22 protein-coding genes and 2 tRNA genes are annotated in these 20,050 nt (G+C 75.3%); 13 read left to right on the top strand and 11 right to left on the bottom strand.

The window, feature by feature from the left end:
* The first annotated feature begins 2 nt into the window (after positions 1 to 2).
* Complete coding sequence (locus tag ACFQH9_RS18270; protein WP_379567347.1) at positions 3 to 536, top strand: MarR family winged helix-turn-helix transcriptional regulator; 534 nt, start codon at positions 3 to 5, stop codon at positions 534 to 536.
* A 149-nt stretch (positions 537 to 685) separates the two neighbouring features.
* Here the strand turns inward: ACFQH9_RS18270 and ACFQH9_RS18265 are convergent.
* A tRNA-Arg gene (locus ACFQH9_RS18265) sits at positions 686 to 761 on the bottom strand.
* 24 nt (positions 762 to 785) lie between these two features.
* Positions 786 to 1,505: a class I SAM-dependent methyltransferase gene (locus ACFQH9_RS18260; RefSeq protein ID WP_379567346.1), complete on the bottom strand. Its 720-nt coding sequence runs from the start codon at positions 1,503 to 1,505 to the stop codon at positions 786 to 788.
* 256 nt (positions 1,506 to 1,761) lie between these two features.
* Between ACFQH9_RS18260 and ACFQH9_RS18255 the strand changes: the two genes are divergently transcribed.
* The 3 genes from ACFQH9_RS18255 to ACFQH9_RS18245 all read left to right on the top strand — a co-directional run bounded on the left by ACFQH9_RS18255 (position 1,762) and on the right by ACFQH9_RS18245 (position 5,193).
* Complete coding sequence (locus tag ACFQH9_RS18255) at positions 1,762 to 2,961, top strand: MFS transporter (protein WP_379567345.1); 1,200 nt, start codon at positions 1,762 to 1,764, stop codon at positions 2,959 to 2,961.
* A gap of 94 nt (positions 2,962 to 3,055) precedes the next feature.
* Entirely contained in the window at positions 3,056 to 3,754 is a 699-nt protein-coding gene (locus ACFQH9_RS18250; protein WP_379567344.1) for a response regulator transcription factor, read from the top strand.
* Complete coding sequence (locus ACFQH9_RS18245) at positions 3,751 to 5,193, top strand: sensor histidine kinase (RefSeq protein WP_379567343.1); 1,443 nt, start codon at positions 3,751 to 3,753, stop codon at positions 5,191 to 5,193. The genes ACFQH9_RS18250 and ACFQH9_RS18245 overlap by 4 nt, the downstream gene beginning before the upstream one ends.
* A 7-nt stretch (positions 5,194 to 5,200) precedes the next feature.
* Here the strand turns inward: ACFQH9_RS18245 and ACFQH9_RS18240 are convergent, their stop codons facing one another.
* Both ACFQH9_RS18240 and ACFQH9_RS18235 read right to left on the bottom strand, forming a co-directional pair.
* Positions 5,201 to 5,860 carry an SRPBCC family protein gene (locus ACFQH9_RS18240; RefSeq protein WP_379567342.1) on the bottom strand — a complete coding sequence of 220 codons (660 nt, stop codon included), beginning with the start codon at positions 5,858 to 5,860 and terminating at the stop codon, positions 5,201 to 5,203.
* Positions 5,857 to 6,546, bottom strand: coding sequence for an ArsR/SmtB family transcription factor (locus tag ACFQH9_RS18235; protein ID WP_379567341.1), 690 nt, complete (start codon positions 6,544 to 6,546; stop codon positions 5,857 to 5,859). The genes ACFQH9_RS18240 and ACFQH9_RS18235 overlap by 4 nt, the downstream gene beginning before the upstream one ends.
* A gap of 143 nt (positions 6,547 to 6,689) precedes the next feature.
* Between ACFQH9_RS18235 and ACFQH9_RS18230 the strand changes: the two genes are divergently transcribed.
* Together ACFQH9_RS18230 and ACFQH9_RS18225 are read left to right on the top strand one after the other, a co-directional pair.
* Positions 6,690 to 8,102: a S1C family serine protease gene (locus tag ACFQH9_RS18230; protein ID WP_379567340.1), complete on the top strand. Its 1,413-nt coding sequence runs from the start codon at positions 6,690 to 6,692 to the stop codon at positions 8,100 to 8,102.
* A gap of 252 nt (positions 8,103 to 8,354) precedes the next feature.
* Complete coding sequence (locus ACFQH9_RS18225) at positions 8,355 to 8,846, top strand: MogA/MoaB family molybdenum cofactor biosynthesis protein (RefSeq protein ID WP_379567395.1); 492 nt, start codon at positions 8,355 to 8,357, stop codon at positions 8,844 to 8,846.
* Between the two features lie 78 nt (positions 8,847 to 8,924).
* Here the strand turns inward: ACFQH9_RS18225 and ACFQH9_RS18220 are convergent, their stop codons facing one another.
* Positions 8,925 to 9,548 carry an Rv0909 family putative TA system antitoxin gene (locus tag ACFQH9_RS18220; RefSeq protein ID WP_379567339.1) on the bottom strand — a complete coding sequence of 208 codons (624 nt, stop codon included), beginning with the start codon at positions 9,546 to 9,548 and terminating at the stop codon, positions 8,925 to 8,927.
* 97 nt (positions 9,549 to 9,645) lie between these two features.
* On the opposite strand from ACFQH9_RS18220, the gene ACFQH9_RS18215 reads away from it, so the two are divergent.
* Entirely contained in the window at positions 9,646 to 9,813 is a 168-nt protein-coding gene (locus tag ACFQH9_RS18215) for a hypothetical protein (RefSeq protein ID WP_379567338.1), read from the top strand.
* Positions 9,814 to 9,848: 35 nt separating this feature from the next.
* Here ACFQH9_RS18215 and mscL read toward each other — a convergent pair whose 3' ends face one another.
* The 4 genes from mscL to ACFQH9_RS18195 form a co-directional block, all read right to left on the bottom strand.
* On the bottom strand, positions 9,849 to 10,268 hold the full coding sequence (gene mscL, locus ACFQH9_RS18210) for a large conductance mechanosensitive channel protein MscL (protein ID WP_379567337.1): 420 nt from the start codon (positions 10,266 to 10,268) through the stop codon (positions 9,849 to 9,851).
* Positions 10,269 to 10,310: 42 nt separating this feature from the next.
* Positions 10,311 to 11,009 carry an SAF domain-containing protein gene (locus ACFQH9_RS18205; RefSeq protein WP_379567336.1) on the bottom strand — a complete coding sequence of 233 codons (699 nt, stop codon included), beginning with the start codon at positions 11,007 to 11,009 and terminating at the stop codon, positions 10,311 to 10,313.
* A 97-nt stretch (positions 11,010 to 11,106) separates the two neighbouring features.
* Positions 11,107 to 11,424 (bottom strand): FmdB family zinc ribbon protein, encoded by a 318-nt coding sequence (locus ACFQH9_RS18200; protein WP_379567335.1) that lies wholly within the window; start codon positions 11,422 to 11,424, stop codon positions 11,107 to 11,109.
* A 51-nt stretch (positions 11,425 to 11,475) separates the two neighbouring features.
* Complete coding sequence (locus ACFQH9_RS18195; protein WP_379567334.1) at positions 11,476 to 12,162, bottom strand: 5-formyltetrahydrofolate cyclo-ligase; 687 nt, start codon at positions 12,160 to 12,162, stop codon at positions 11,476 to 11,478.
* 34 nt (positions 12,163 to 12,196) lie between these two features.
* On the opposite strand from ACFQH9_RS18195, the gene ACFQH9_RS18190 reads away from it, so the two are divergent.
* The 5 genes from ACFQH9_RS18190 (at position 12,197) to ACFQH9_RS18170 (ending at position 16,780) form a co-directional block, all read left to right on the top strand.
* Positions 12,197 to 13,084: a UTP--glucose-1-phosphate uridylyltransferase gene (locus tag ACFQH9_RS18190; protein ID WP_379567333.1), complete on the top strand. Its 888-nt coding sequence runs from the start codon at positions 12,197 to 12,199 to the stop codon at positions 13,082 to 13,084.
* A gap of 4 nt (positions 13,085 to 13,088) precedes the next feature.
* Entirely contained in the window at positions 13,089 to 14,318 is a 1,230-nt protein-coding gene (gene glp / locus ACFQH9_RS18185) for a molybdotransferase-like divisome protein Glp (RefSeq protein WP_379567332.1), read from the top strand.
* Between the two features lie 6 nt (positions 14,319 to 14,324).
* Positions 14,325 to 14,987 (top strand): GNAT family N-acetyltransferase, encoded by a 663-nt coding sequence (locus tag ACFQH9_RS18180; RefSeq protein WP_379567331.1) that lies wholly within the window; start codon positions 14,325 to 14,327, stop codon positions 14,985 to 14,987.
* A gap of 241 nt (positions 14,988 to 15,228) precedes the next feature.
* Positions 15,229 to 16,659, top strand: a complete 1,431-nt coding sequence (gene sepX / locus ACFQH9_RS18175; protein WP_379567330.1) for a divisome protein SepX/GlpR — start codon at positions 15,229 to 15,231, stop codon at positions 16,657 to 16,659.
* Positions 16,660 to 16,704: 45 nt separating this feature from the next.
* A tRNA-Ala gene (locus tag ACFQH9_RS18170) sits at positions 16,705 to 16,780 on the top strand.
* Positions 16,781 to 16,863: 83 nt separating this feature from the next.
* Here the strand turns inward: ACFQH9_RS18170 and ACFQH9_RS18165 are convergent.
* Positions 16,864 to 17,484, bottom strand: a complete 621-nt coding sequence (locus tag ACFQH9_RS18165; RefSeq protein ID WP_379567329.1) for a helix-turn-helix domain-containing protein — start codon at positions 17,482 to 17,484, stop codon at positions 16,864 to 16,866.
* Between the two features lie 106 nt (positions 17,485 to 17,590).
* On the opposite strand from ACFQH9_RS18165, the gene ACFQH9_RS18160 reads away from it, so the two are divergent.
* Positions 17,591 to 18,424 carry an EamA family transporter gene (locus tag ACFQH9_RS18160; protein ID WP_379567328.1) on the top strand — a complete coding sequence of 278 codons (834 nt, stop codon included), beginning with the start codon at positions 17,591 to 17,593 and terminating at the stop codon, positions 18,422 to 18,424.
* Between the two features lie 33 nt (positions 18,425 to 18,457).
* Here ACFQH9_RS18160 and ACFQH9_RS18155 read toward each other — a convergent pair whose 3' ends face one another.
* Complete coding sequence (locus ACFQH9_RS18155; RefSeq protein WP_379567394.1) at positions 18,458 to 20,026, bottom strand: dolichyl-phosphate-mannose--protein mannosyltransferase; 1,569 nt, start codon at positions 20,024 to 20,026, stop codon at positions 18,458 to 18,460.
* Between the last annotated feature and the right edge of the window lie 24 nt (positions 20,027 to 20,050).

The following is a 20,050-nucleotide window of genomic DNA, read 5'->3' as shown; positions in this document are numbered from 1 at the left end:
CCGTGTCCCCCTCGCCGCCGCCACTCGACGCCACGCAGCTCGGCGCGTACTTCGCCCTCATCGAGGCGAGCAGCATGCTGAAACACGCCGTCGAGCAACAGCTGCGCGAGGCCGGGGACCTCAGCTACGTGCAGTTCCAGATCCTGGCCACCCTCGGCGACTCCCCGGCGGGCAGCCGACGGATGACCGATCTCGCCGACGGCGTCGTCTACAGCCGCAGCGGGCTGACCTACCAGGCCCAGACGCTGGAGAAGCGGGGCCTGGTGACCCGCACGCCGTCCCCCGACGACGAACGCAGCGTCGTCGTCACCCTCACCGACGAGGGCCGAGCGGTGCTCGCGAGTGTCTTTCCGGGCCACGTCGCCGTCCTCGACGACCTGTTGTTCGCCGCCCTGTCCCGCTCCGACGTCGAGGCCCTCGCCGACATCCTCGGACGTGCGCGAGACCACATGCGCCGGACGCCGCCGCGCTCGGCCGGACAGCGGCGGCGCAGGAAGACCCCCGAGGAGGACCCGACTCCCAGCCGCCCCCGGTAGACCGACCGAGCCGTCCTGGTCGACACCCACACCGTCGCCCGGTCGACGTCGATGTCACGCCGGCGCAGCGCGGAGAGTCCCCCGCGACGAGCACCGGTGATCATCGTCGGACGAGCATGCCCCGGCTCAGCGAAACGGCTGGTCAAGGGTGGTGCCCCCGGCAGGATTCGAACCTGCGACACCCGCTTTAGGAGAGCGGTGCTCTATCCCCTGAGCTACGAGGGCCTGGCAGCAGCCTACCGGGAGCGGTCAGCTCCGCTGCGTCGCCGTCGGCCTCCCGGCGGGGGCGGCGTGCCGACGGAGCCGGTGCACGCTCACCTCGGGGTGAGCGGTGCCGGTCGTCCCGACGGTCGCCCATCGCTCGCACCCGGCGAGGAAGTCACGGGCGGGCGGGCGCCCCTGATCGGCCAGCCAGATCTCGCCGGTGCCGCAGACGAGCCGGGGGAGCAGGCCGGCGAGGGCGTCGAGGAAATCGTGGCCGTAGAGCACGTCGGCGGCCAGGACGAGGTCCCACGGGGCACCGGCGATCGCCGACCAGGGGTCGGACCAGTCGCACTGCGCCACCTCGAGCCGGATGCCGTTGCGGCGGGCGTTGTGGGCCGCGAAGGCCAGGGCGCCGGGCGCGTGGTCGGTGGCCAGGACCCGGGCCCCGCCCTGCGCCGCGGCGAGGCTCGGCAGGGCCAGGCCGCAGCCGAGCTCGAGAACCCGCGCCCCGGCCACGTCGGCGCGCGCCACGGTCTCCGCGAGCTCGATCCCGCTCGGCCACGGCTGCGCCCAGTAGGGCGGCTCCGTCCCGTCCTTGCCGAAGTTCTGCGCGTAGATCTGGTCGAGCGCGTCGCTGGGGTGGACGAGCTCGATCCGCCCCGTCGGCAGGTCGACGGAACTGTGACCGACCCCGGTCAGACCGGAGGGCACCCCCGCGTCGGGGACGTCGCCGTACAGGGTGAATCCGCTGGTGGCGGAGGGCATGAAACCTCAGGTTCCTCGTTCGGGTGCGGCACCGGGGGCGCCGCCGTTCCCGGCTCCCTGCGCCCGGCGGTAACGACTCGTCGGGCGACCGGGCGGCGCCCCTCGACAACTGCTGTGGTTCCGACCCTACGCGCCTTCGTCCCGGCGGGCGCTCTGCGGCGGAGGTGCGGTCGGACGCGCTTCGGATCCGGGGTGACCCGTCGAACACGCGGCAGGGCCTGAACGCGACCTACCCTGGAACGGTTCGGCTTTCGCGATGCGTAAGGGGGTCTCGGTGCGGTCGGTGCGCGTCGCGCTGCTCGTGCTGGCGCTGGGGGCGTTCGCCCTCGGGACGGGCGAGTTCACCGTCATGGGGCTGCTCCCGGAGGTGGCCGGGGACCTGCACGTCTCGATCCCCGAGGCGGGGCACCTCGTGTCGGCCTACGCGATCGGCGTCGTCGTCGGGGCGCCGCTGCTGATCGCGGCCGCGACCCGGCTGCCGCGCCGCCGGGCGTTGATCGTGATGATCGGGCTGTACGGCGTCGCGCACCTGCTCTCCGCGGTCGCGCCGGGCTACCACCTCGTGATGCTCGGGCGGTTCCTGTCGGGCCTGCCGCACGGCGCGTACTTCGGCATCGCGGCGATCGTGGCGGGTTCGCTCGCGGCGCCCGACCGGCGCGCCCGCGCCATGGCCCTGATGTTCGCGGGCCTCACGGTCGCGAACATCATCGGCGTCCCGCTCTCCACGCTGCTCGGCCAGCTCGTGGGCTGGCGGTGGACCTTCGCGGCGGTCGGGGTCGTCGGGCTGGTCGCCGCTGTCCTCATCCGGTTCGTGGTGCCGGACGTCCGGCCCGAGGGCGGGCGGCCCCGGCTCGCCGACGAGCTGCGGGCCCTGACCCGGCGCCCGGTCTGGCTGACCCTCCTCATCGCGGTCCTCGGCGGGGCGACCCTCTTCGCCAGCTACAGCTACGTCGCGCCGATGCTCACCGAGGTCGCGGGCTACCCGGCCGCCGCGATCACGCTGCTGCTGGCGATGTTCGGGGTAGGGATGACGATCGGCAACTCCCTCGGCGCGCGGTTGGCGGACATCGACCCGATGCGCGCGATCCGCCTGGTCCTGGCCGCCGACGCGGTCGTCGCGCTCGCGCTGGTGCCGGCGATGCACCACCCGGTCAGCGCGGCGATCGTGCTGTTCCTGTTCGCCGTCACGACCTTCTCGCTGATCCCCTCGGCCCAGCTGCGGATCATCGACGGCGCCGCGGGCGCCCCGCACATGGCCGCGGGATCGATGCACGCCGCGTTCAACCTGGCCAACGCGCTCGGCGCCTGGCTCGGCGGGGTGGCGATCGCGCTGGGGTTCGGGTTGACCGCTCCCAACGTCGTCGCGGCCCTCCTCGCGCTTGCCGGCCTCGGCGTCGCGACGGTCTCGGCGATGGTCGAGAAGCGCAGCGCGCAGCGGGAGCCGGTCTCGGCGTAGCACGCACGCCGGCCCCGAACGGCTCCCGGTCCGGAGCCGGTGAGCACGGGGCCCTCTCAGACGCTTCTCAGAACCTCGCGCGAGACTGGCCGCCATGCGAATCCTCGTCGTCGACGACGACCGTGCGGTGCGCGAGTCGCTGCGCCGCTCGCTCGCCTTCAACGGCTACCAGGTCGATCTCGCGAGCGACGGGCTGGCCGCGCTCGAGGCCGTCGACGCGCAGCGGCCGGACGCCATGGTCCTCGACGTCATGATGCCGCGGCTGGACGGGCTGGAGGTCTGCCGGCGCATGCGTGCGGCCGGCGACGAGCTGCCGATCCTCGTGCTCACCGCGCGGGACGCGGTGTCCGACCGGGTCGCGGGGCTCGACGCCGGGGCCGACGACTACCTGCCCAAGCCCTTCGCCCTGGAGGAGCTGCTGGCCCGGCTGCGCGCCCTGCTGCGCCGCCGGACGGCCGACGACATCGCGGCGGCCGCGGGGCAGTCGCAGGTGCTGGAGTTCGCGGACCTCTCGCTGGACCCGGACACCCGCGACGTCCGCCGCGGGGAGCGGGCGATCAGCCTGACCCGCACCGAGTTCTCGCTGCTGGAGCTGCTGCTCTCGCACCCGCGCCGGGTGCTGACCCGCGCGCAGATCCTCGAGCAGGTCTGGGGCTACGACTTCCCGACCACCGGCAACGCGCTCGAGGTCTACATCGGCTACCTGCGGCGCAAGACCGAGGCCGAGGGCGAGTCCCGGCTCATCCACACCGTCCGCGGCGTTGGGTACGTGCTGCGCGAGACGCCGCCGTGACCGTGCGCGGGCCCTGGGCCTCGGCCCGGGAGCGGCTCGACCGGGTCAGCCTGCGCGCGCGGATCGGGATCCTGGCCGCGGGGGTCGCGGCCGGCGTCGTCGTACTGGTCTCGCTGGCCGCCTTCCTGATCGTGCGGGAGAGCATCCTGCAGACCCTCGACGACAACCTCTCCCAGCGCGCCACGGCCGCGGCGCAGAGCGAGCTCGCCAAGCCCGAGCTGATCTCGACGATCCCGCCGGAGGTGCTGGGTGCCGGGGACATCCGCGTGGCGCTGCTCTACGCCTCGGGGTTCGCCCAGTCCGCCGAGGGTGCCGCCTCGGCGCCGCCGCTCAGCGACACGGAGCTCGACGTCGCGCGGGGCGACGAGGACGAGACCTTCCGGACGGCGGCGGGCTACCGGGTGGTCGCGGTCGAGGCCGGCGAGGGCCGGGCGCTCGTGATCGCGCAGAAGATGGACTCGACGCAGGCCGTGCTGTCCGAGCTGGCCACGGCGCTGCCGGTGATCGGTGGCATCGGGGTGGTGCTCGCCGGGTTCGCCGGCGTGGCGGTCGCCCGCGCGGGGCTGCGCCCGGTGCAACGGCTGACCGCGGCGGCCGAGCGGGTCACGGCGACGGGGGAGCTGCGGCCGATCCCGGTGAGCGGCTCCGACGAGCTCGCCCGGCTCACCCAGAGCTTCAACGAGATGCTCGGCGCGCTGGCCGCCTCGCAGGAGCAGCAGCGGCGCCTGGTCGCCGACGCCGGACACGAGCTGCGCACCCCGCTGACCTCGCTGCGGACCAACCTCGAGCTGCTGGCGGCCGCCTCCGAGCCGGGCGCCCCGACGTTGCCCGCCGAGGACCGCAAGGAGATGCTGGCCGACGTCCGGGCGCAGGTCGAGGAGCTCACGCAGCTCATCGGCGACCTCACCGAGCTGGCCCGGGAGGACGCCCCGGCGGTGCCGCGGGAGCCCGTCGAGATGACCGACGTCGTCGAGCGGGCGCTGGAGCGGGTGCGCCGGCGGGCCGGGGACCTCGACTTCGACGTGACGACGGTGCCGTGGACGCTGGTCGGCGACGCCACCGCCCTGGAGCGGGCGGTGCTGAACCTGCTGGACAACGCCGTGAAGTGGAGCCCGCCCGGCGGCACGGTCCGGCTGCGGATGGTGCCGCTCGACGACTGGACGATGGTCGTCGAGGTCGCCGACTCCGGCCCCGGGATCGCCGAGGCCGACCTCCCGCACGTCTTCGAGCGCTTCTACCGCGCCGACACCTCCCGCACGATGCCGGGCTCCGGGCTGGGGCTGGCGATCGTGCGGCAGGTGGCGGTGCGGCACGGCGGGGCGGCATGGGCCGGCCCGGCCCCCGAGGGCGGCGCGCTGCTCTCGCTGCGGCTGCCCGGCCGTCGCGGTGACGTCCTGCCGCCGGAGGAGCGCGCCGCCGGGATGGCGACCCCGGGCTGACCCCCCGTCAGCCCCGGACCGTGTCGGCGAACCACCGCGTCCAGGCCGCGGCCTCCGCCTGCACGTCGACCCCGGACCGGTAGTCGTGGTGCCCGACGGCGACCGGCATCCCGATCAGGGAGCGCTCGTGGAAGCGGACCAGCGCGTCCGCGGTGCGTACGCCCAGGTAGTGGTCGGTGCGCTTGTCGACCACGCCGGGCACCCCGAGGACCTCGACCGCGTCGCCCTCCGCGGGGTCGCCGAGGGCGGCGAGGACGCGCTTCCAGGCGTCGGGCGTGTTCGGCGCCTCGGCCTCGACGTACACCGCGGGGCGGCCGGGGAAGTGGCGCAGGTACTCGCCGAGGGTGAAGAGGTAGAGGTCCCAGCCGAAGCCGGTCATGGTCTCGAACTCGTCGCCCCAGTCGTCCTCGGCCATGCCGCTGTGCACGAACCGCAGCACGGTCGTGCCGCCGCTCGCGGCCTCCAGGACGTACTCGATGGCCTGGGTGCCGAAGCGTTGCTCGAGCCGGTTCGGCGCGTCCTCGTCGATCTCGGCGCCCACCTCCGCCGGGTCGGGGCCCGTCATGAACCAGCCGGCCTGGCCCTCCGGCGTCGCGATCGCGCGCCAGACCTCCTCGGGGCTCACGGGCAGGACCACCTCGCGGCGGATCTCGAAAGGGCGGCTCACGGCGACTCCTCGTGTCGTGTCGTGGACCCGGTGTCGGGCCGGGTCCCGGTGTCGGACCGGTTCCCGGTGCCGGATCCGGTGTCGGGCCGGGACCCGGTGTCGGGCAGTGCGGGATGGACGGCGACGACGACGCGGTGCGGGCGCCCGCCGGGTGCCGTCTCGTCGTGGTAGCGGGCGACCAGCGAGCCGACGGCCTCGCCGAGCTCGCGGGCGAACGCCGCGCGGTCGGCGGCGGTGGCGAACCGGATCTCGCCGTCGATGGCGAACGTGGCGACCCGCTTGCGGCCGGCCCGGGTGATCAACGTGCCGACCTCCCGGAGCAGCCGCGCCGCGAGGGCGAGCAGCCACTGGGCGGACAACCGGTCCGGCTCGCGTTCCGGGTCCGGCGCCACCAGGGCCCAGGCCTGCGGGGACACGACGTAGGCGCTCGCGGTGGCCCGCAGCACGCGCTCGGTCATGTTGCCCTTGCGCCGCTCCTCGAGCAGCTCGACGAGGCCGTGGGCCTCCAGTGCGCGCAGGTGGTAGTTCACCTTCTGCCTGGTCAGGCCCAGCTCGGCCGCGAGCGAGGTGGCCGAGCCCGGTTCCCGCAGGGCCCGCAGCAGCCGGGCCCGGACGGGGTCGAGGGCAACCGCGGCGGCCGCCCCGTCCTGGATCACTGCGGTTCCGCCCGCCGTCCGGTTCGTCACGATCCCCACGCTCTCACCGACAACAAAGCCTGTCAAGAAGGGAGATATTGTCGGAGCCGGCGGACGCCGGCGCGGTACCGCCGCCTACTCTGTCGCGGCGGTGGCCGCGGACGCGCCGCCGGAGCGAGGAGCACGGGACCCGCATGACCGACGACGAGCGCTCCGGCCACGGCGCCGGAGGGCGGCACGCCGCCGGGCGCACGCCCGACGGGAACCCCGGCGACGGCGAGATCGGCGGTGGGGCCGTCGGTGAGGGTGGCGGTGAGGTCGGCGGCCCGCCCCTCGTGCCGGGGGACCCGGGGGAGCCGACGCCGCCGCAAGGTCTGTCGGTGCCCGATCCGATGACGGACACGGGTCGGCACGCGCTGATCGAGTCGGTGCATCCCCCGCCCGCGCCCGTGGCCGAGGTGCCCGCCGCGCCGACCGTCGAACCGCACCCCGCGAGCGAGGGTCCGGCTCCGACCGGGTCGGTCTACCGCTCGCCCGAGGCGGGGCAGCTGCGGCGCTACGCCCCGCTGGCGGCCGCGGCCGTCGTCCTCGCGCTGCTCGCCGGCCTGGCCGGGGGCTGGATCGGCTGGACGCTCGCGGGCCGGAGCGTGTCCGACGGGGCGCTGGCGCGGCCCCTGCCGCAGGCGGATCCCGCGTCGGCGCAGCTCACGCCGGTCGAGGCGGTGGCGGAGAAGGTGCTGCCGAGCGTCGTGCTGCTCAAGGTCGAGGGCGGCGGCCCCGGTGAGGACGAGGGCTCCGGCGTCGTGCTCAGCCCGGACGGCCTCGTGCTGACCAACGACCACGTGGTCGCCGCCGCCGCCACGGGCGGCACCGTCACCGCGCTCCTGCAGGACGGGCGCGCCTTCCCCGCGCGGATCACCGGCCGCGACTCCGGCTCCGACCTCGCCCTCGTCCGCCTCGACGGCGCGACCGGGCTCACCGCGGCGGAGCTGGGCAACTCCGAGTCCCTGCGGGTGGGCCAGCAGGTCGTGGCGATCGGCGCGCCGCTCGGCCTCGACGGCACGGTGACCACCGGCATCGTCAGCGCGCTCGACCGGGCGGTCAGCGTCGGCGGGGAGCAGGGCGGGCAGGCGACCGTGCTCAACGCCGTCCAGCACGACGCCCCGATCAACCCCGGCAACTCCGGCGGTCCGCTCGTGGACCTCCAGGGCCGGGTCGTGGGGATCAACTCGGCCATCGCCAGCACCGGAGGCAGCCAGGGCGGCTCGATCGGCGTCGGTTTCTCGATCCCGGTCAACCAGGCACGCCGCGTCGCCGACGAGCTGAACCGCACCGGCCGGGCGATCCGGGCGGTCCTGGGGGTCACGGTCACCGGCGTCGGGCAACCCGCGAGCGGCGGCGCCGTCGTCGGGCAGGTGACGCCGGGTGGTCCCGCCGCGCAGGCCGGGCTGCACCCCGGCGACGTCGTGCTCCGGGTCGCCGACCGGCCGATCTCCGACGGCGACGAGCTGGTCGCCGCGATCCGCGACCACGAGCCCGGTGAGCAGGTCGGACTCACCCTCGCCGATCGCCGGGTCACCGTCACCCTCGCGGGCGAGCCGAGCTAGGGCCGCCGGGGGAGCCGGACATGTCAACCGGCGCAGATCCGGACCGCGAGCAGCGCGCGGGACGCATTTCGGGTCATGATGGATGTGTCCGTGTCGTGGTGCCCCGCGACGCGGTCACAGGGCCCGCGTCGGTGCCGGCACCCCCTCCCAGCGCCGGCGCGGTCCCGCCCTCCTCGACCCCTCCGACCGGGCGGGGAACCCACCACCCGAGGCGCCCGCCCGTGCCGGGACTACTACGGTGAGCACATGGAGATGGCGACCCCGCAGCTCGGCCGTGCCCTCGTGGTGATCGTGGACGACCGGGTGAGCCACGGCGAGACGCAGGACCGCACCGGTCCGCTCGTCGCGGAGCTGCTCGAGGAGGCCGGCTTCGTGGTCGACGGCGCGATCACCGTGCCGGGCGAGGCCGTCGCGATCCGCAACGCGCTCAACACCGCCGTGATCGGCGGCGTCGACCTGGTGATCACGGTCGGCGGCACCGGCGTGTCGCCCCGCGACGTCACGGCCGACGCCACCGCCGGCGTGCTCGACCGCCCGATCCCCGGCATCGCCGAGGCGCTGCGGGCCTCCGGGCTCGCCGCCGGCGCGGTCGACGCCGGGCTCTCCCGCGGGCTGGTCGGCATCTCCGGCAGCACGCTCGTGGTGAACCTGGCCTCCTCGCGCGCCGCGGTGCGGGACGGGATGGCCACGCTCTCGCCGCTCGTCACGCACGTCATCAGCGAGCTGTCCCGCCTCGACGCCTGAGCGCGCCTCCCCACCCGAGCTCGACGCCTCAGCGCCGCACTGAGCGCGCCTCCCGGCGGCCCGCCCGGAGCGCGGCCGTCAGACCGACGGGGTGGTGCCGGTACCCGGCTTCGTCCCGGCGTCCGCGTCGGTGGCTCCCGGCGTCACGCCGGTGCCTGGTGCCGCCGAGGTTCCGGGTGTCGCGGCGGTTCCCGGTGTCGGGGCGGCTCCGGTGCCGGTGCCCGGGGTCGCGGTCGGCGTCGGCGAGGGCGGGGCCGGGCTCGTCGGCCCCGGGGTCGCGGTGGGCGCGGTGGTCGCGGTGGTCGCGGTGGTCGAGGTGGGCGGGGCGGTCGTGCCGGTGGTCCCCGTCGTGCTCGTCGTGCCGCTCCCGCCCGTCGCACCGCCGGCCGGGGTGCCGCTCTGCTTGAGGACCTCGCCGACCTTGTCCTTCACCGTCCCGATCTTGTCGCTGTACTTGTGCTTGGTGACGTGGTCGACCTTCTGCGCCGCCTTCTCCACCAGCGGCCCGGCCTTCTCGCGCGCCTGCACCGCGTACGGGCCGGCCTTCTCCTTGGCCTTCGCGACGTAGGGCGCCGCCTTCTCGGACGCCTTGTCGAGGTAGGGGCCGGCCTTCTCCTGGGCCTGCTCGAGGTACGGCTTGGCCTTGTCGAGCAGTTCCTTGCCCTTGTCCTGCAAGCCCTTGCCCTTGTCCTGCAAGCCCATGGGTCTCCCCCGCTGTTCGTCACCCGGTCACCGGCCGTCCGGCCGTCCCGCCATGATGCACCGGAACCGGCCCGCTGTGGCCTGGCACGATGGAGGAATGGCCGAATTGCCGGATCGGGTGCGCCGCAGGCTCGCGGAGGTCTTCGGCGACACGATGCCCGACGTGACCCGGGACGAGCTCGACGACCCGCGCCCGGCCGACCGCGAGCGGGACGAGGAGTGGTACCGGGCGAACCGCCCGCCGCACCACGACCGGGACCGGTAGCCGCCCGATGACCGGTCCGTCGGCGCGGAGGGGGATCAGGCCTGGTGGCGGCCGTTGCCGCTCGAGTTCGCCTGCGCCTTGAGCAGGTCGCGGATCTCGGCGAGCAGCTCGACGTCCGTCGGTTCCGCGGGGCCCGGCTCCTCGCCCCGCCTGCGGCGGTTCTTGATCGTCTGAATGGGCAGGACGAAGACGAAGTAGACGATCGCCGCGACGATCAGGAAGTTGATCGCCGCCGCGATCACCTCGGAGAAGTTGATCAGGGTGCTGGGCTTGTCGGCCTGCAGCTGGACGCCCAGGGCCGGCACGTCCGGCGGCGTGATCGCGTTGAGCAGCGGCTGGATGATGCTGCTCGTGAACGCGGTGACGATCGCGGTGAACGCGGCGCCGATGACGACCGCGACCGCGAGGTCCACCACGTTGCCGCGCAGGATGAAGTCCTTGAAGCCCTTGAGCACGGTTCCCCTCCGGTGACCCGACCGACTGCTTGATCGCTTCCGTCAACGGAGGGTAACGGCGACCTGATCGGAGAGCGAGGCGGCGGCGACGCGCGTCGCGAGCTCCCGCGGCAGCGCGACCAGCGCCGAACGGCCGCGCCCGCTGCTCCCGGCGGGGGTGCCGCCGGGTTCCAGCACGGTGAGGACCACCGCGGAGTCGGCGAGCACGATGGGCTCGCCGCCCTCCGGTGCGGCCGCCACCACGTCCACCCGGACACCCGGAGTGAGCAACGCGGCCACGTCCGGATCGGCGAGCCGGACCGGCACGGCCGCGGCGTCGGGCAGGCCCGTGGCCGCCGCGGCCAGGGCGGCGCCCGCCAGGCGGAGGTCGGTGAGGGGTTCGCCGGCGCGCAGGGCGCCGGCCAGGACGCGGCCCTCGGCCGCCGCGACGCCGACCACACCGGCCGGCACGAGGTCGGCGGGCCAGGTCGCCACGGTCAGGTCGGCCGCGGCGACGACGCTTCCCGGCGCCAGGTCCCGGGCGGCCACGACCACCTGCGCCGTGCCGCCGCCGGCGCCGGGGGACAGGGCGAGCACGGCGGCGACGGCCACGAGCACGCCGGCGACGCACCGGCGGACCAGCACGGCCCGACGCCAGCTCGCCCGGCCGAGGAACGCGGCCACGGCCTCGACGGGGCCGGGCGCACCCTGGGAACCGCCCGGGGTGCCCCGCGGGGCCGGACGGGCGCGACGCTCTGCCATGCCCGTGACGCTAGGCCGGGAGCGCACGGGCTCCCGGCCTGGTCATGGACCTGTGGAGGAACGGGGCGGGGTGTGGACAACTCCCGCCCCGGAGGGCTCAGGAGGCGGCCGCGGCGGGGGCGCTGGTGGACGATGAGCCGGAGTCGGTCTTCGCCGGGCCCGACCCGGAGCCGGAGTCCGACTTCGCGGCGGCGCCTGCGCCGTCCGAGGAGCTCGAGGAGCTCACGGTGCTCGAGCCGGACCGGCTGTCGGTCCGGTAGAAGCCGCTGCCCTTGAACACGATCCCGACCGAGGAGAAGACCTTGCGCAACTTGCCGCCGCAGACGGGGCACTCGGTGAGCGCGTCGTCCGAGAAGGACTGCACGGCCTCGAACCGGTGGTCGCAAGCGGTACAGGCGTACTGGTAGGTCGGCACGTGATCCTCCGGAAACTGGCACTCTGTAGGAGCGAGTGCCAGCATAACCCGTCAGCCCCGTCCGTTGTTCCCCGTCGCGACGGTTCCCGGGGTCGGCAGCACCACACCCGTGACGGGCTGGTCGTGCGGATCGGCCGGCACCTCGTCGAGCAGCTCGCCGTCGTGCAGCAGCGCCACCACGGGCACGCCCGGCGGCACGGCGCCCAGGGTGCGGTCGTAGTAGCCGCCGCCCCGACCCAGCCGGCGTCCGGCCCGGTCCACCGCCAGCGCGGGCACCAGGACGAGCACCGCCGTGCGCAGCGCGGCCGGGCCGAGCCGCGGGGTGGTCGGCTCGCGCAGCCCGAGCGGGCCGGGGCCGAGCGAGCCCGGGCCGGTGTAGGCGGCCCAGTCCAGGGGCCCGGGCCGGGGCGGCACCACCGGGAGCAGCACCGAGCGGCCCGCGGCGCGCAGCCCGTCGAGCAGCGCGGTCGACCCGGGTTCGGCGCCGATCGGCAGGTACGCGCACACCGGGCCGTCGCGCAGCTCCTGGGCCAGCTCCAACACGTGGCCGCGCAGCTCCTCCGCCGCGGCGGCCCGCTGCTCGGTGGTCAGCGCGCGGCGGCCGGCCAGCAGCCGGGCGCGCAGCGCGTCCTTCCGCCGGGCGACCCCGGGGGGCGCGGCGTCGTCACCCCGGGTCCCCCCGTCCTCCGGCCCGGCCCGGCCGGCACCCGGTTCGTGGGCCGTTTCGCGCTCCAGCACCCGCCCACGCTAGCCGCGCCGATAGGCTCGCGGGATGAGCCAGCCCTCCGTCCTGCGCTCGGCCGTCGTCCCCGCCGCCGGTCTGGGCACGCGTTTCCTCCCGACGACCAAGGCCGTGCCCAAGGAACTGCTGCCCGTCGTCGACACCCCGGGCGTCGAGCTGATCGCCGCCGAGGCCGCCCAGGCGGGGGCGCAGCAGCTGCTGATCGTCACCTCGCCGGGCAAGGAGTCCGTCGCCGGGTACTTCGAGGCGGCGCCCGACCTGGAGAAGACGCTCGAGGCCCGCGGCAAGGAGGAGCTGCTGGAGAAGGTCCGGCGGGCGCCCGGGCTGCTCGAGGTCAAGACCGTCTACCAGTACGAGCCCAAGGGGCTCGGGCACGCGGTGGCCCAGGCCGAGCAGGCCCTGGCGGAGGACGAGCAGGCGATCGCGGTCCTGCTGCCGGACGACATCGTCCTGCCCACCGGGGTGCTCAACCGGATGATCGAGGTGCGCGCCGAGAAGGGCGGCAGCGTCCTGTGCGCCTTCGACATCCCGAAGGAGGAGATCTCGCCGTACGGGGTGTTCGACGTCAGCGACACCGGGGACCCGGACGTCAAGCAGGTGCACGGCATGGTGGAGAAGCCCTCCGCCGAGGAGGCGCCCTCGACCTTCGCCGCCGCCGGCCGGTACGTGCTGGACCGGGCGATCTTCGACGCGCTCCGCCGGATCGAGCCCGGGGCGGGCGGCGAGCTGCAGCTCACGGACGCCGTGCAGCTCCTGATCGACGAGGGCCACCCGGTCCACATCGTGGTCCACCGGGGTGGCCGGCACGATCTCGGCAACCCGGGCGGCTACGTCCGCGCGTTCGTCGACTTCGCGCTCCAGCACCCGGACTACGGCGCGTCCCTGCGCACCTGGCTGCGGGAGCGACTGGAAAACTGACGTCGTGCGGAGTGTCGACGAGCAGCTCAAACGGGTTCTGGAGATCGCGGTCCGGCCCGCGCCCGTGCGCGTGGCGATCTCCGACGCCCAGGGTCTGCGCAGCGCCGAGGAGGTCGTGACCTCCCGCGCGTTGCCCGGCTTCGACCAGGCCGCGATCGACGGCTACGCCGTGCGCAGCGTCGACGTCGTGGGCGGCAGCGAGGCCGAGCCGGTCGGACTGCCGGTCGTGGGCGAGATCCCCGCGGGGTCGCGGCAGCCGCTGCGGCTGCAGCCCGGGCAGGCCGTGCGGGTCACCGCCGGCGCCCCGCTGCCCACGCTCGCCGACGCCGTCCTGCCCCTTGCGCACACGGACGGGGGCTCCGCGCGCCTGCAGGTCAGGCGCGGGGTGCCGTCCGCGGCGTACGTGCGCCGGATCGGCGAGGACATCCAGCCCGGGGACGTCGCCGTGCGCCGGGACGACCTCATCCGGGCGGCCCAGGTCGCGCTGCTCGCGGCCGCCGGCCGGGACAAGGTGCTGGTGCACCCGCGCCCGCGGGTCTCCGTCGTCTCCATGGGCGACGAGCTCGTCGACGTCGCGCGGCCGGCGTCGGCCGGGCACGTGCCGGACGTCTGCTCCTCCGCGCTCGCGGCCGCGGCGCGCGAGGCGGGCGCCGAGATCCCGCGCCCGCCGCGGCTGGTCCGCTGCGACGCCCGCGAGCTGCGGTCCGCGGTGGAGGACCTGCTGCCGTTCAGCGAGGTCGTGGTGGTGTGCGGCGGGGCGGGCGGCAACGCCGGCGCCGAGGCCAGGGCCGCGTTCACCGGGCTGGGTGAGATCGACACGACCCGGGTCGCGATGTCGCCGGGCTCCTCGCAGGCCTTCGGCCGGCTCGGCCGGGACGCGGTGCCGACCTTCCTGTTCCCGTCGAGCCCCGCGACCGCGCTGCTGCTGTTCGAGGTGTTCGTCCGGCCACTGGTCCGCCTCGGCCTCGGCATGCCGGACCCGTACCGCCGGCTCGTGTCGGCGCGGCTGACCTCGCCGATCAGCTCACCCCCGGGGCGGCGCTCCTACCTGCGCGGCCGGCTGCTGCGCGAGGTGGCGTCGGGGGACTACCTCGTGCAGCCCCTCGCCACGGGCGGCACGCACCTGCTGGCCACGCTCGCCGAGGCCAACGCGCTGATCACGGTGCCGGAGGAGGCCACGGACGTCACGGTGGACGAGCGCGTCGACGTCAGCCTGCTCTCCACGCGCCGGTAGCGCCCGGTGGCCCACTCGCTGCCCGAGTACGCCGGGCGTCACCCCGGGTGGCCGGCGCGGCTCGGACCCCTCGCGGTGCCCGGCGGCCGGGTGGAGCTCCGGCCGGTCAAGCTCTCGGACGGCGCCGCCTGGTCGGAGATCCGCATCCGCGACCAGCAGCACCTCGTCCAGTGGGAGCCGTCGACACCGGGCGGCTGGGCCCGCCGGAACTCGCCGGGGGAGTGGCCCGGCCGCTGGTGGCTGCTGCGCTCGGCCGGCCGGCGCGGGGCCGCGCTGCCCTTCGCGATCACGCTCGACGGCCGGCTCGTCGGTCAGGTCATGATCGGCAACGTCGTGCGGGAGCCGCTGCTCTCGGCCTACGTCGGCTACTGGTGCGACGCGCGGGTCACGAACAAGGGCGTCACGACCGCGGCCGTGGCGCTCGCCGTCGACCATTGCTTCGGGCCCGTCGGCCTGCACCGGCTGGAGGCGACCGTGCGCCCGGAGAACGGGCCGAGCCTGCGGGTGCTGACCAAGCTCGGCTTCCGCGAGGAGGGCCTCTTCCGCCGCTACCTCGACGTCGACGGGGCCTGGCGCGACCACCTCTGCTTCGCCCAGACCGTCGAGGAGCTGCCGCCGGGCGGTCTCGCCGCGCGGCTCGTCGCGGAGGGAAGGGCCTCCCGGGCCTGACCTCCCCCGAGGGGTGGCGGCGCGTGCCCGGAACGGTGCGTCGTCGCAGGCAGTGCTCACTCGTACACCAACCGTCACACCCGTCCCGGGCGAATCAGGGAACCCGCGTGTGATGACGGCGCGTCGTTCGCCGGATCCCACGTTCGGGCTCACTACCGTGGTGGCTCCGGGCGTGATCTTGGCTCCGGCTGCCGGAGGGGGACGCGTCTCGACTGCGCCGTTCGGGGGGAGGAAGGCAGCCGTGCCCAGCTCGCTGATCTTCGCGGGTCTCGTGGTGCTGTGGTTGCTGATCCTCGTCCCGGCGGTCGCGCGGCGTCAGCAGGAGGTCGTGCGGCCCAGTCCGGCCGCGCTCTCCGGCCGGGTGCTCGCGCGGCCCGTGCGGCACCGGAGCCTGGAGGTGTACGGGATGGACACGGACGACGAGCGCGGGGGCGCCACCCTCGCGACGAGCACCGGACCCGGCACGGGGGCCCGCGTGCCCGCCGCCCGCGAGGCGACGCGCGAGGAGCGGGACGAGCCCGACGACGCGGACCTCGCCGAACGGGGTGCGGCCGACGAGACGGACGACGGCCTCGCCGCGCCGGTGGGCGACCTCGACGCGAGCGACGACCACGACGGGGGCGAGGCCCACGAGGCCGACCGTCTCGAGGCCGATCGTCTCGACGACCGGAACGACGAGGGGCTCGACGACCGGCTCGACGACCGGCTCGACGAGGACGGGCGCGACGACCGAGCCGACCTCGACGCCACCGGTCTCGACGGCACCGACCGTGACGGGCCGGCCGCCGGTGACCCGGACGAGGGCTACGCCGCCGCGGGCTACTACTCCTGGGACGAGGAGGACCGGCGCGGCGACGGCGCGGGCGCCGCTCCGGCCCGGCGCGAGCCGCGGGAGGGCGACGAGGCCGACGACCGGCGCTGGGAGCGTCCCCCGGCCGCCTTCCGGCCGGGCCGCGGCGGGTTCGACCCCGAGGCCGCCGCGCTGGCCGCCCGCGCCCGCTACGCCTTCCGCCAGCGCGTCGTGATCGGGCTGCTGGTGCTGGCCGTGGTGTCCGCCGGCGTCGCCCTGCTCGTGCTGCCCGCGATCTGGTGGGTGCACGGCCTGGTCGACCTCACCCTCGTCGGGTACCTCGTGTACCTGCGCCGCCAGGTGCGGATGGAGGAGGCGATCCGCGCCCGCCGGGCGGCCCGCATGGCAGGCACCCGCCGTGCCGCGGCCGCGGACGACCCCGAGCTCGACGACTGGGCCCGCCGGGGCCGCGAGGCCGCCCGGCCCCGGGACGCCCACGACGGGTCCGCGGAGGCGGGGTACGACGACGAACCGGACGGTTCCGCCGATCGCGCGGAGGACGGCGACCGCGCCGGGGACGACGACCGGGACGACGCCGGGGACGACGACTGGACCGCCGACGACGGCGAGCCCGATCGCGTCCGCGGCACCGGCGAGCCGGTCGGCGTGCTGCCCGCGAAGCGCCGCACGGTCGGCGGCGACGACCCGGCCGACACCGGCTTCGAGCCCGCGCTGCCGCGCCTCCAGCCGGCCCCGCCGCCCCCGCTGCCTGCGGGGACGGAGCTGGTCGACGTCGACGAGGACGAGGACGAGCTGCCGCTGGACATCGACGAGGGGCGGCGCGGACACGCGAGGACCTACCGCCGTGCAGCCGGCGAATAGCGGCTGATATGGTTCCTCCTGCACGGCCGGAAGGCCTGCAGGCCTGGGGCTGTAGCGCAGTTGGTAGCGCGTCTCGTTCGCATCGAGAAGGTCAGGGGTTCGATTCCCCTCAGCTCCACCACCACGCCACGAGAACCCCGGCCGGTCCCGGCCGGGGTTCTCGCGTTCTCGCCCTTCGCGCGCGTGGAGGTAGTGCGAAGAGCGTCACAGCTCGTCCGGCACCGCCGGGGCGATCGAGGTCGGCGGGACGAGCCCCGCGTCGCCGGGCTGCAGCACGACCATCGTGAACCGGACCGGCCCGTCGCCCACGCCGGCGTAGCGGTGCGGCACGTGCGCCTGGAACATCACCGTGTCCCCCTCGCCGAGCTCGTGCTCGGCGGCGCCGACCCGCAGCCCGAGCCGGCCGTGCAGCACGGACAGGACCTCCGCGGTGCCGATGGGGTGGGCCTCGCCGTCGAACGCGTCGCCGGGCTGCAGAATCCAGTCCCAGAGCTCGACGACGTCGGGCGGGTCGGTGCCGATCCGGAACACCGCGGTGCTCCCGGCCTCGCTGCTCCACAGCGGGACGGCCTGCTCGGCGCGCCGGAGGACGACGCGCGGGGTGGCGTCGCCGTCGACCAGGGAGGTCACGCCGACGCGTAGGGCCTCGGCCAGGTGCACGAGCGTGCCGATGCTGGGGTTGCCGCGCGCGGTCTCGATCTGGATCACCGTGCCGCGGCTGACCCCCGACGCGGCGGCGAGCGCGTCGATGGTCATCCGGCGCTGCTGGCGCAGGGCGCGGACGTTGCGGCCGATCGCGGTGGCGACGTCGTCGGGGGACTGCACCGATCCATTCTGCCGTACCGGGAGGGATACTCGGTTGTACTTCCCGGACCGGCTCCGTACAGTTCAGTGACGTGTCCCCGCTCGTCCAGTTCGCTGTACCCGCCTGATGGCCGCCGGCTTCGCCGCACCGTCGGCCCTGCTCTCCGCCGCCGCCTACGGCTTCGCCGACTTCGCCGGCGGGATGGCCGCCCGCCGCGCGCCCGTCCTCACCGTGACCGTGGTCGCCCAGGTCGCCGGGCTGATCGCGCTGTTCCCCGGGCTCCTGTTGGTGCCCGGCAGCCCCAGTGTGTCCGCGGCCTGGATCGGCGCCCTGGCCGGCCTCGCCGGCGCCTCCGGGCTGCTGCTGTACTTCCGCGGCCTCGCCGTCGGGCCGATGGGCACGGTCGCGCCGCTGTCCGCGGTCGTCGCGGCGGGCCTGCCGCTGCTCGTCGGGATCGTCGGCGGGGAGCGCCCGGGGCCGTTGACCATCGTCGGCATGCTCGTGGCGCTGGTCGCCATCGTGCTGGCCACCACGGGCTCCCGCCGGGAGAAGGCGGCCCTGAACGGGGTGCTGCTCGGCCTGGCGTCCGGGGCGGGCTTCGGCCTGTTCTTCGTGATCCTCGACGCCACGCCGGCGGACTCCGGCCTCTGGCCCCTGGTCTTCGGGCGGATGGCGTCGGTGACGCTGCTGCTCGTCCTCACGGTGATCCGGCGCCCCGGCCGCGGGGGCGGCCTCCGGCTCATGATCGCCAGCGGGGTGCTCGACTCCGCCGCCAACGTCTTCTTCCTGCTCGCCACCCGGGTCGGCGCCCTCGGCGTGACCTCGGTGATCGTGGCGCTCTACCCGGTGGCGGTCGTGCTGCTGGCCCGGGCGGTCCTGCGCGAGCGGCTGACGGGCGTGCAGCTCGCCAGCGTGGTGCTGGCGGTGGGGGCCAGCGTCACCCTGGCCTCCGGCGGCTGACCCCACGAGGGGCGGCCGAGGCCGGTCACGGGGTCAGCGCCAGGACGGCAGCCAGAGCTCGGCCTGCCAGTGCTCGGGCGTGATCGGCAGGCCGACCAGGATGGGCCAGAGCCAGGCGAAGTTGGCGACCACCGCGCCGACCCACAGCCCGACGACGAGCAGCCCGGTGCGTCGGCGTTCCGAACGCGCCCGACGCGCCCGGCCCAGGACGTCCCCCATGACGAGCACGGTGGCCAGCACCAGGAACGGGGCCACCGGCGTCATGTAGAAGAAGTACATCTGCCGGTCGATGTTGACGAACCACGGCAGGAAGCCCGCGGCGTAGCCGACGAGCACGGCCGCGTACCGCCAGTCGGCGCGGGTGAGCGTGCGCCAGATCCCCCAGGCCAGCACGGGGATCGCCGGCCACCACAGCGCGGGCGTGCCGACCAGCATCACCGCGCTGGTGCACTCGGTGGCGTCGCAGCCGTTCACCGACGCGCTCGACTCGTAGTAGTAGAGCATCGGGCGCAGCCCCATCGGCCAGGTCCAGGGCTTCGACTCCCACGGGTGCGGGTGCCCGGCGGGGGTGTCCAGGCTCTCGTGGAAGTCCAGCACGTGGCCGCTGTAGTACCAGAGCGAGCGCAGCGCGGCGGGCACGACCGACCAGGCCCCGCCGGTCCCGACCTGGTTGCCCACGGCGTGCCGGTCGATCCCGACCTCGCTGCCGAACCAGGCCCACCAGCAGTTCAGATAGGTCAGGACCGGGACCGCGAGCAGCGACCACAGCGCCGGGGCCAGGTCACGGCGCAGGGCGCCCACCCACGGCCGCGCGACGCCGGCCGCCCGGCGCGCCGAGACGTCCCACAGCACGACGAGGACGCCGAAGAAGGCCACCCAGTACAGGCCCGACCACTTCACCCCGCAGGCCAGCCCCAGCAGCACGCCCGTGGCCAGCCGCCACCAGCGCACGCCGAGCGGGGGCCCGAAGGGCGAGTCGCCGATCCGGTCCGCGACGGCGGCGAGCCGCTGCCGCACGTCGTCCCGGTCCCGGACCAGCGTGCAGAAGGCGGCGAGCACGAAGAAGGCCTGGAAGACGTCGAGCATCCCGACCCGGGACTGCACGTGCGACACGCCGTCGCAGATCAGCAGCACGCCGGCGATGCCGCCGAGCAGGGTCGACCCGGTGAGCCGCCGCGCGACCCGCACGATCATGAGGATCATCAGGGTGCCGCAGAAGGCCGCGGCCACCCGCCAGCCCACCGGGTCGTAGCCGAAGAGCCACTCGCCCAGCGCGATCAGCTGCTTGCCCAGCGGCGGGTGCGCGACCAGCTCGTAGCCCGGGTTGTCCTCGACGCCGCCGTTGCGCAGCATCTGCCAGGCCTGCGGCACGTAGTGCTTCTCGTCGAAGACCGGGGTGCCGGCGTCCGTGGGATGGCCGAGCCCGGCGAACCGCAGGACACCGCCGAGCACGGCGAGGGTGATCGCGAGCAGCCAGCTGCGGGCGGTGTCGGTGGGCGGCGGCGGCCCGAGCCGCACGACCGGGTCCGGTTCCGGGGGCCGCAGCGGCGGGGGAGTGCCGACGGTGACGGCCCCGATGACCTCGGGCTCGTCGTCCTCCACCACCCGGTCGGTCCGCACGGCCCG

This window comes from Pseudonocardia lutea, assembly GCF_042658055.1.
Lineage (GTDB): Bacteria > Actinomycetota > Actinomycetes > Mycobacteriales > Pseudonocardiaceae > Pseudonocardia > Pseudonocardia lutea.
The sequence above is the reverse complement of the archived record's forward strand: the minus strand, read 5'-3'. Positions and strand labels throughout refer to the sequence as shown.

Coding starts and splice junctions, on each gene's coding strand:
- ACFQH9_RS18215 (WP_379567338.1), top strand. CDS start 9,646: ATGGCCGAATTGCCGGATCGGGTGCGCCGCAGGCTCGCGGAGGTCTTC.
- ACFQH9_RS18190 (WP_379567333.1), top strand. CDS start 12,197: ATGAGCCAGCCCTCCGTCCTGCGCTCGGCCGTCGTCCCCGCCGCCGGT.
- ACFQH9_RS18205 (WP_379567336.1), bottom strand. CDS start 11,009: ATGGCAGAGCGTCGCGCCCGTCCGGCCCCGCGGGGCACCCCGGGCGGT.
- ACFQH9_RS18260 (WP_379567346.1), bottom strand. CDS start 1,505: ATGCCCTCCGCCACCAGCGGATTCACCCTGTACGGCGACGTCCCCGAC.
- ACFQH9_RS18220 (WP_379567339.1), bottom strand. CDS start 9,548: ATGGGCTTGCAGGACAAGGGCAAGGGCTTGCAGGACAAGGGCAAGGAA.
- ACFQH9_RS18255 (WP_379567345.1), top strand. CDS start 1,762: ATGCGTAAGGGGGTCTCGGTGCGGTCGGTGCGCGTCGCGCTGCTCGTG.
- ACFQH9_RS18230 (WP_379567340.1), top strand. CDS start 6,690: ATGACCGACGACGAGCGCTCCGGCCACGGCGCCGGAGGGCGGCACGCC.
- ACFQH9_RS18160 (WP_379567328.1), top strand. CDS start 17,591: ATGGCCGCCGGCTTCGCCGCACCGTCGGCCCTGCTCTCCGCCGCCGCC.
- ACFQH9_RS18250 (WP_379567344.1), top strand. CDS start 3,056: ATGCGAATCCTCGTCGTCGACGACGACCGTGCGGTGCGCGAGTCGCTG.
- ACFQH9_RS18225 (WP_379567395.1), top strand. CDS start 8,355: ATGGCGACCCCGCAGCTCGGCCGTGCCCTCGTGGTGATCGTGGACGAC.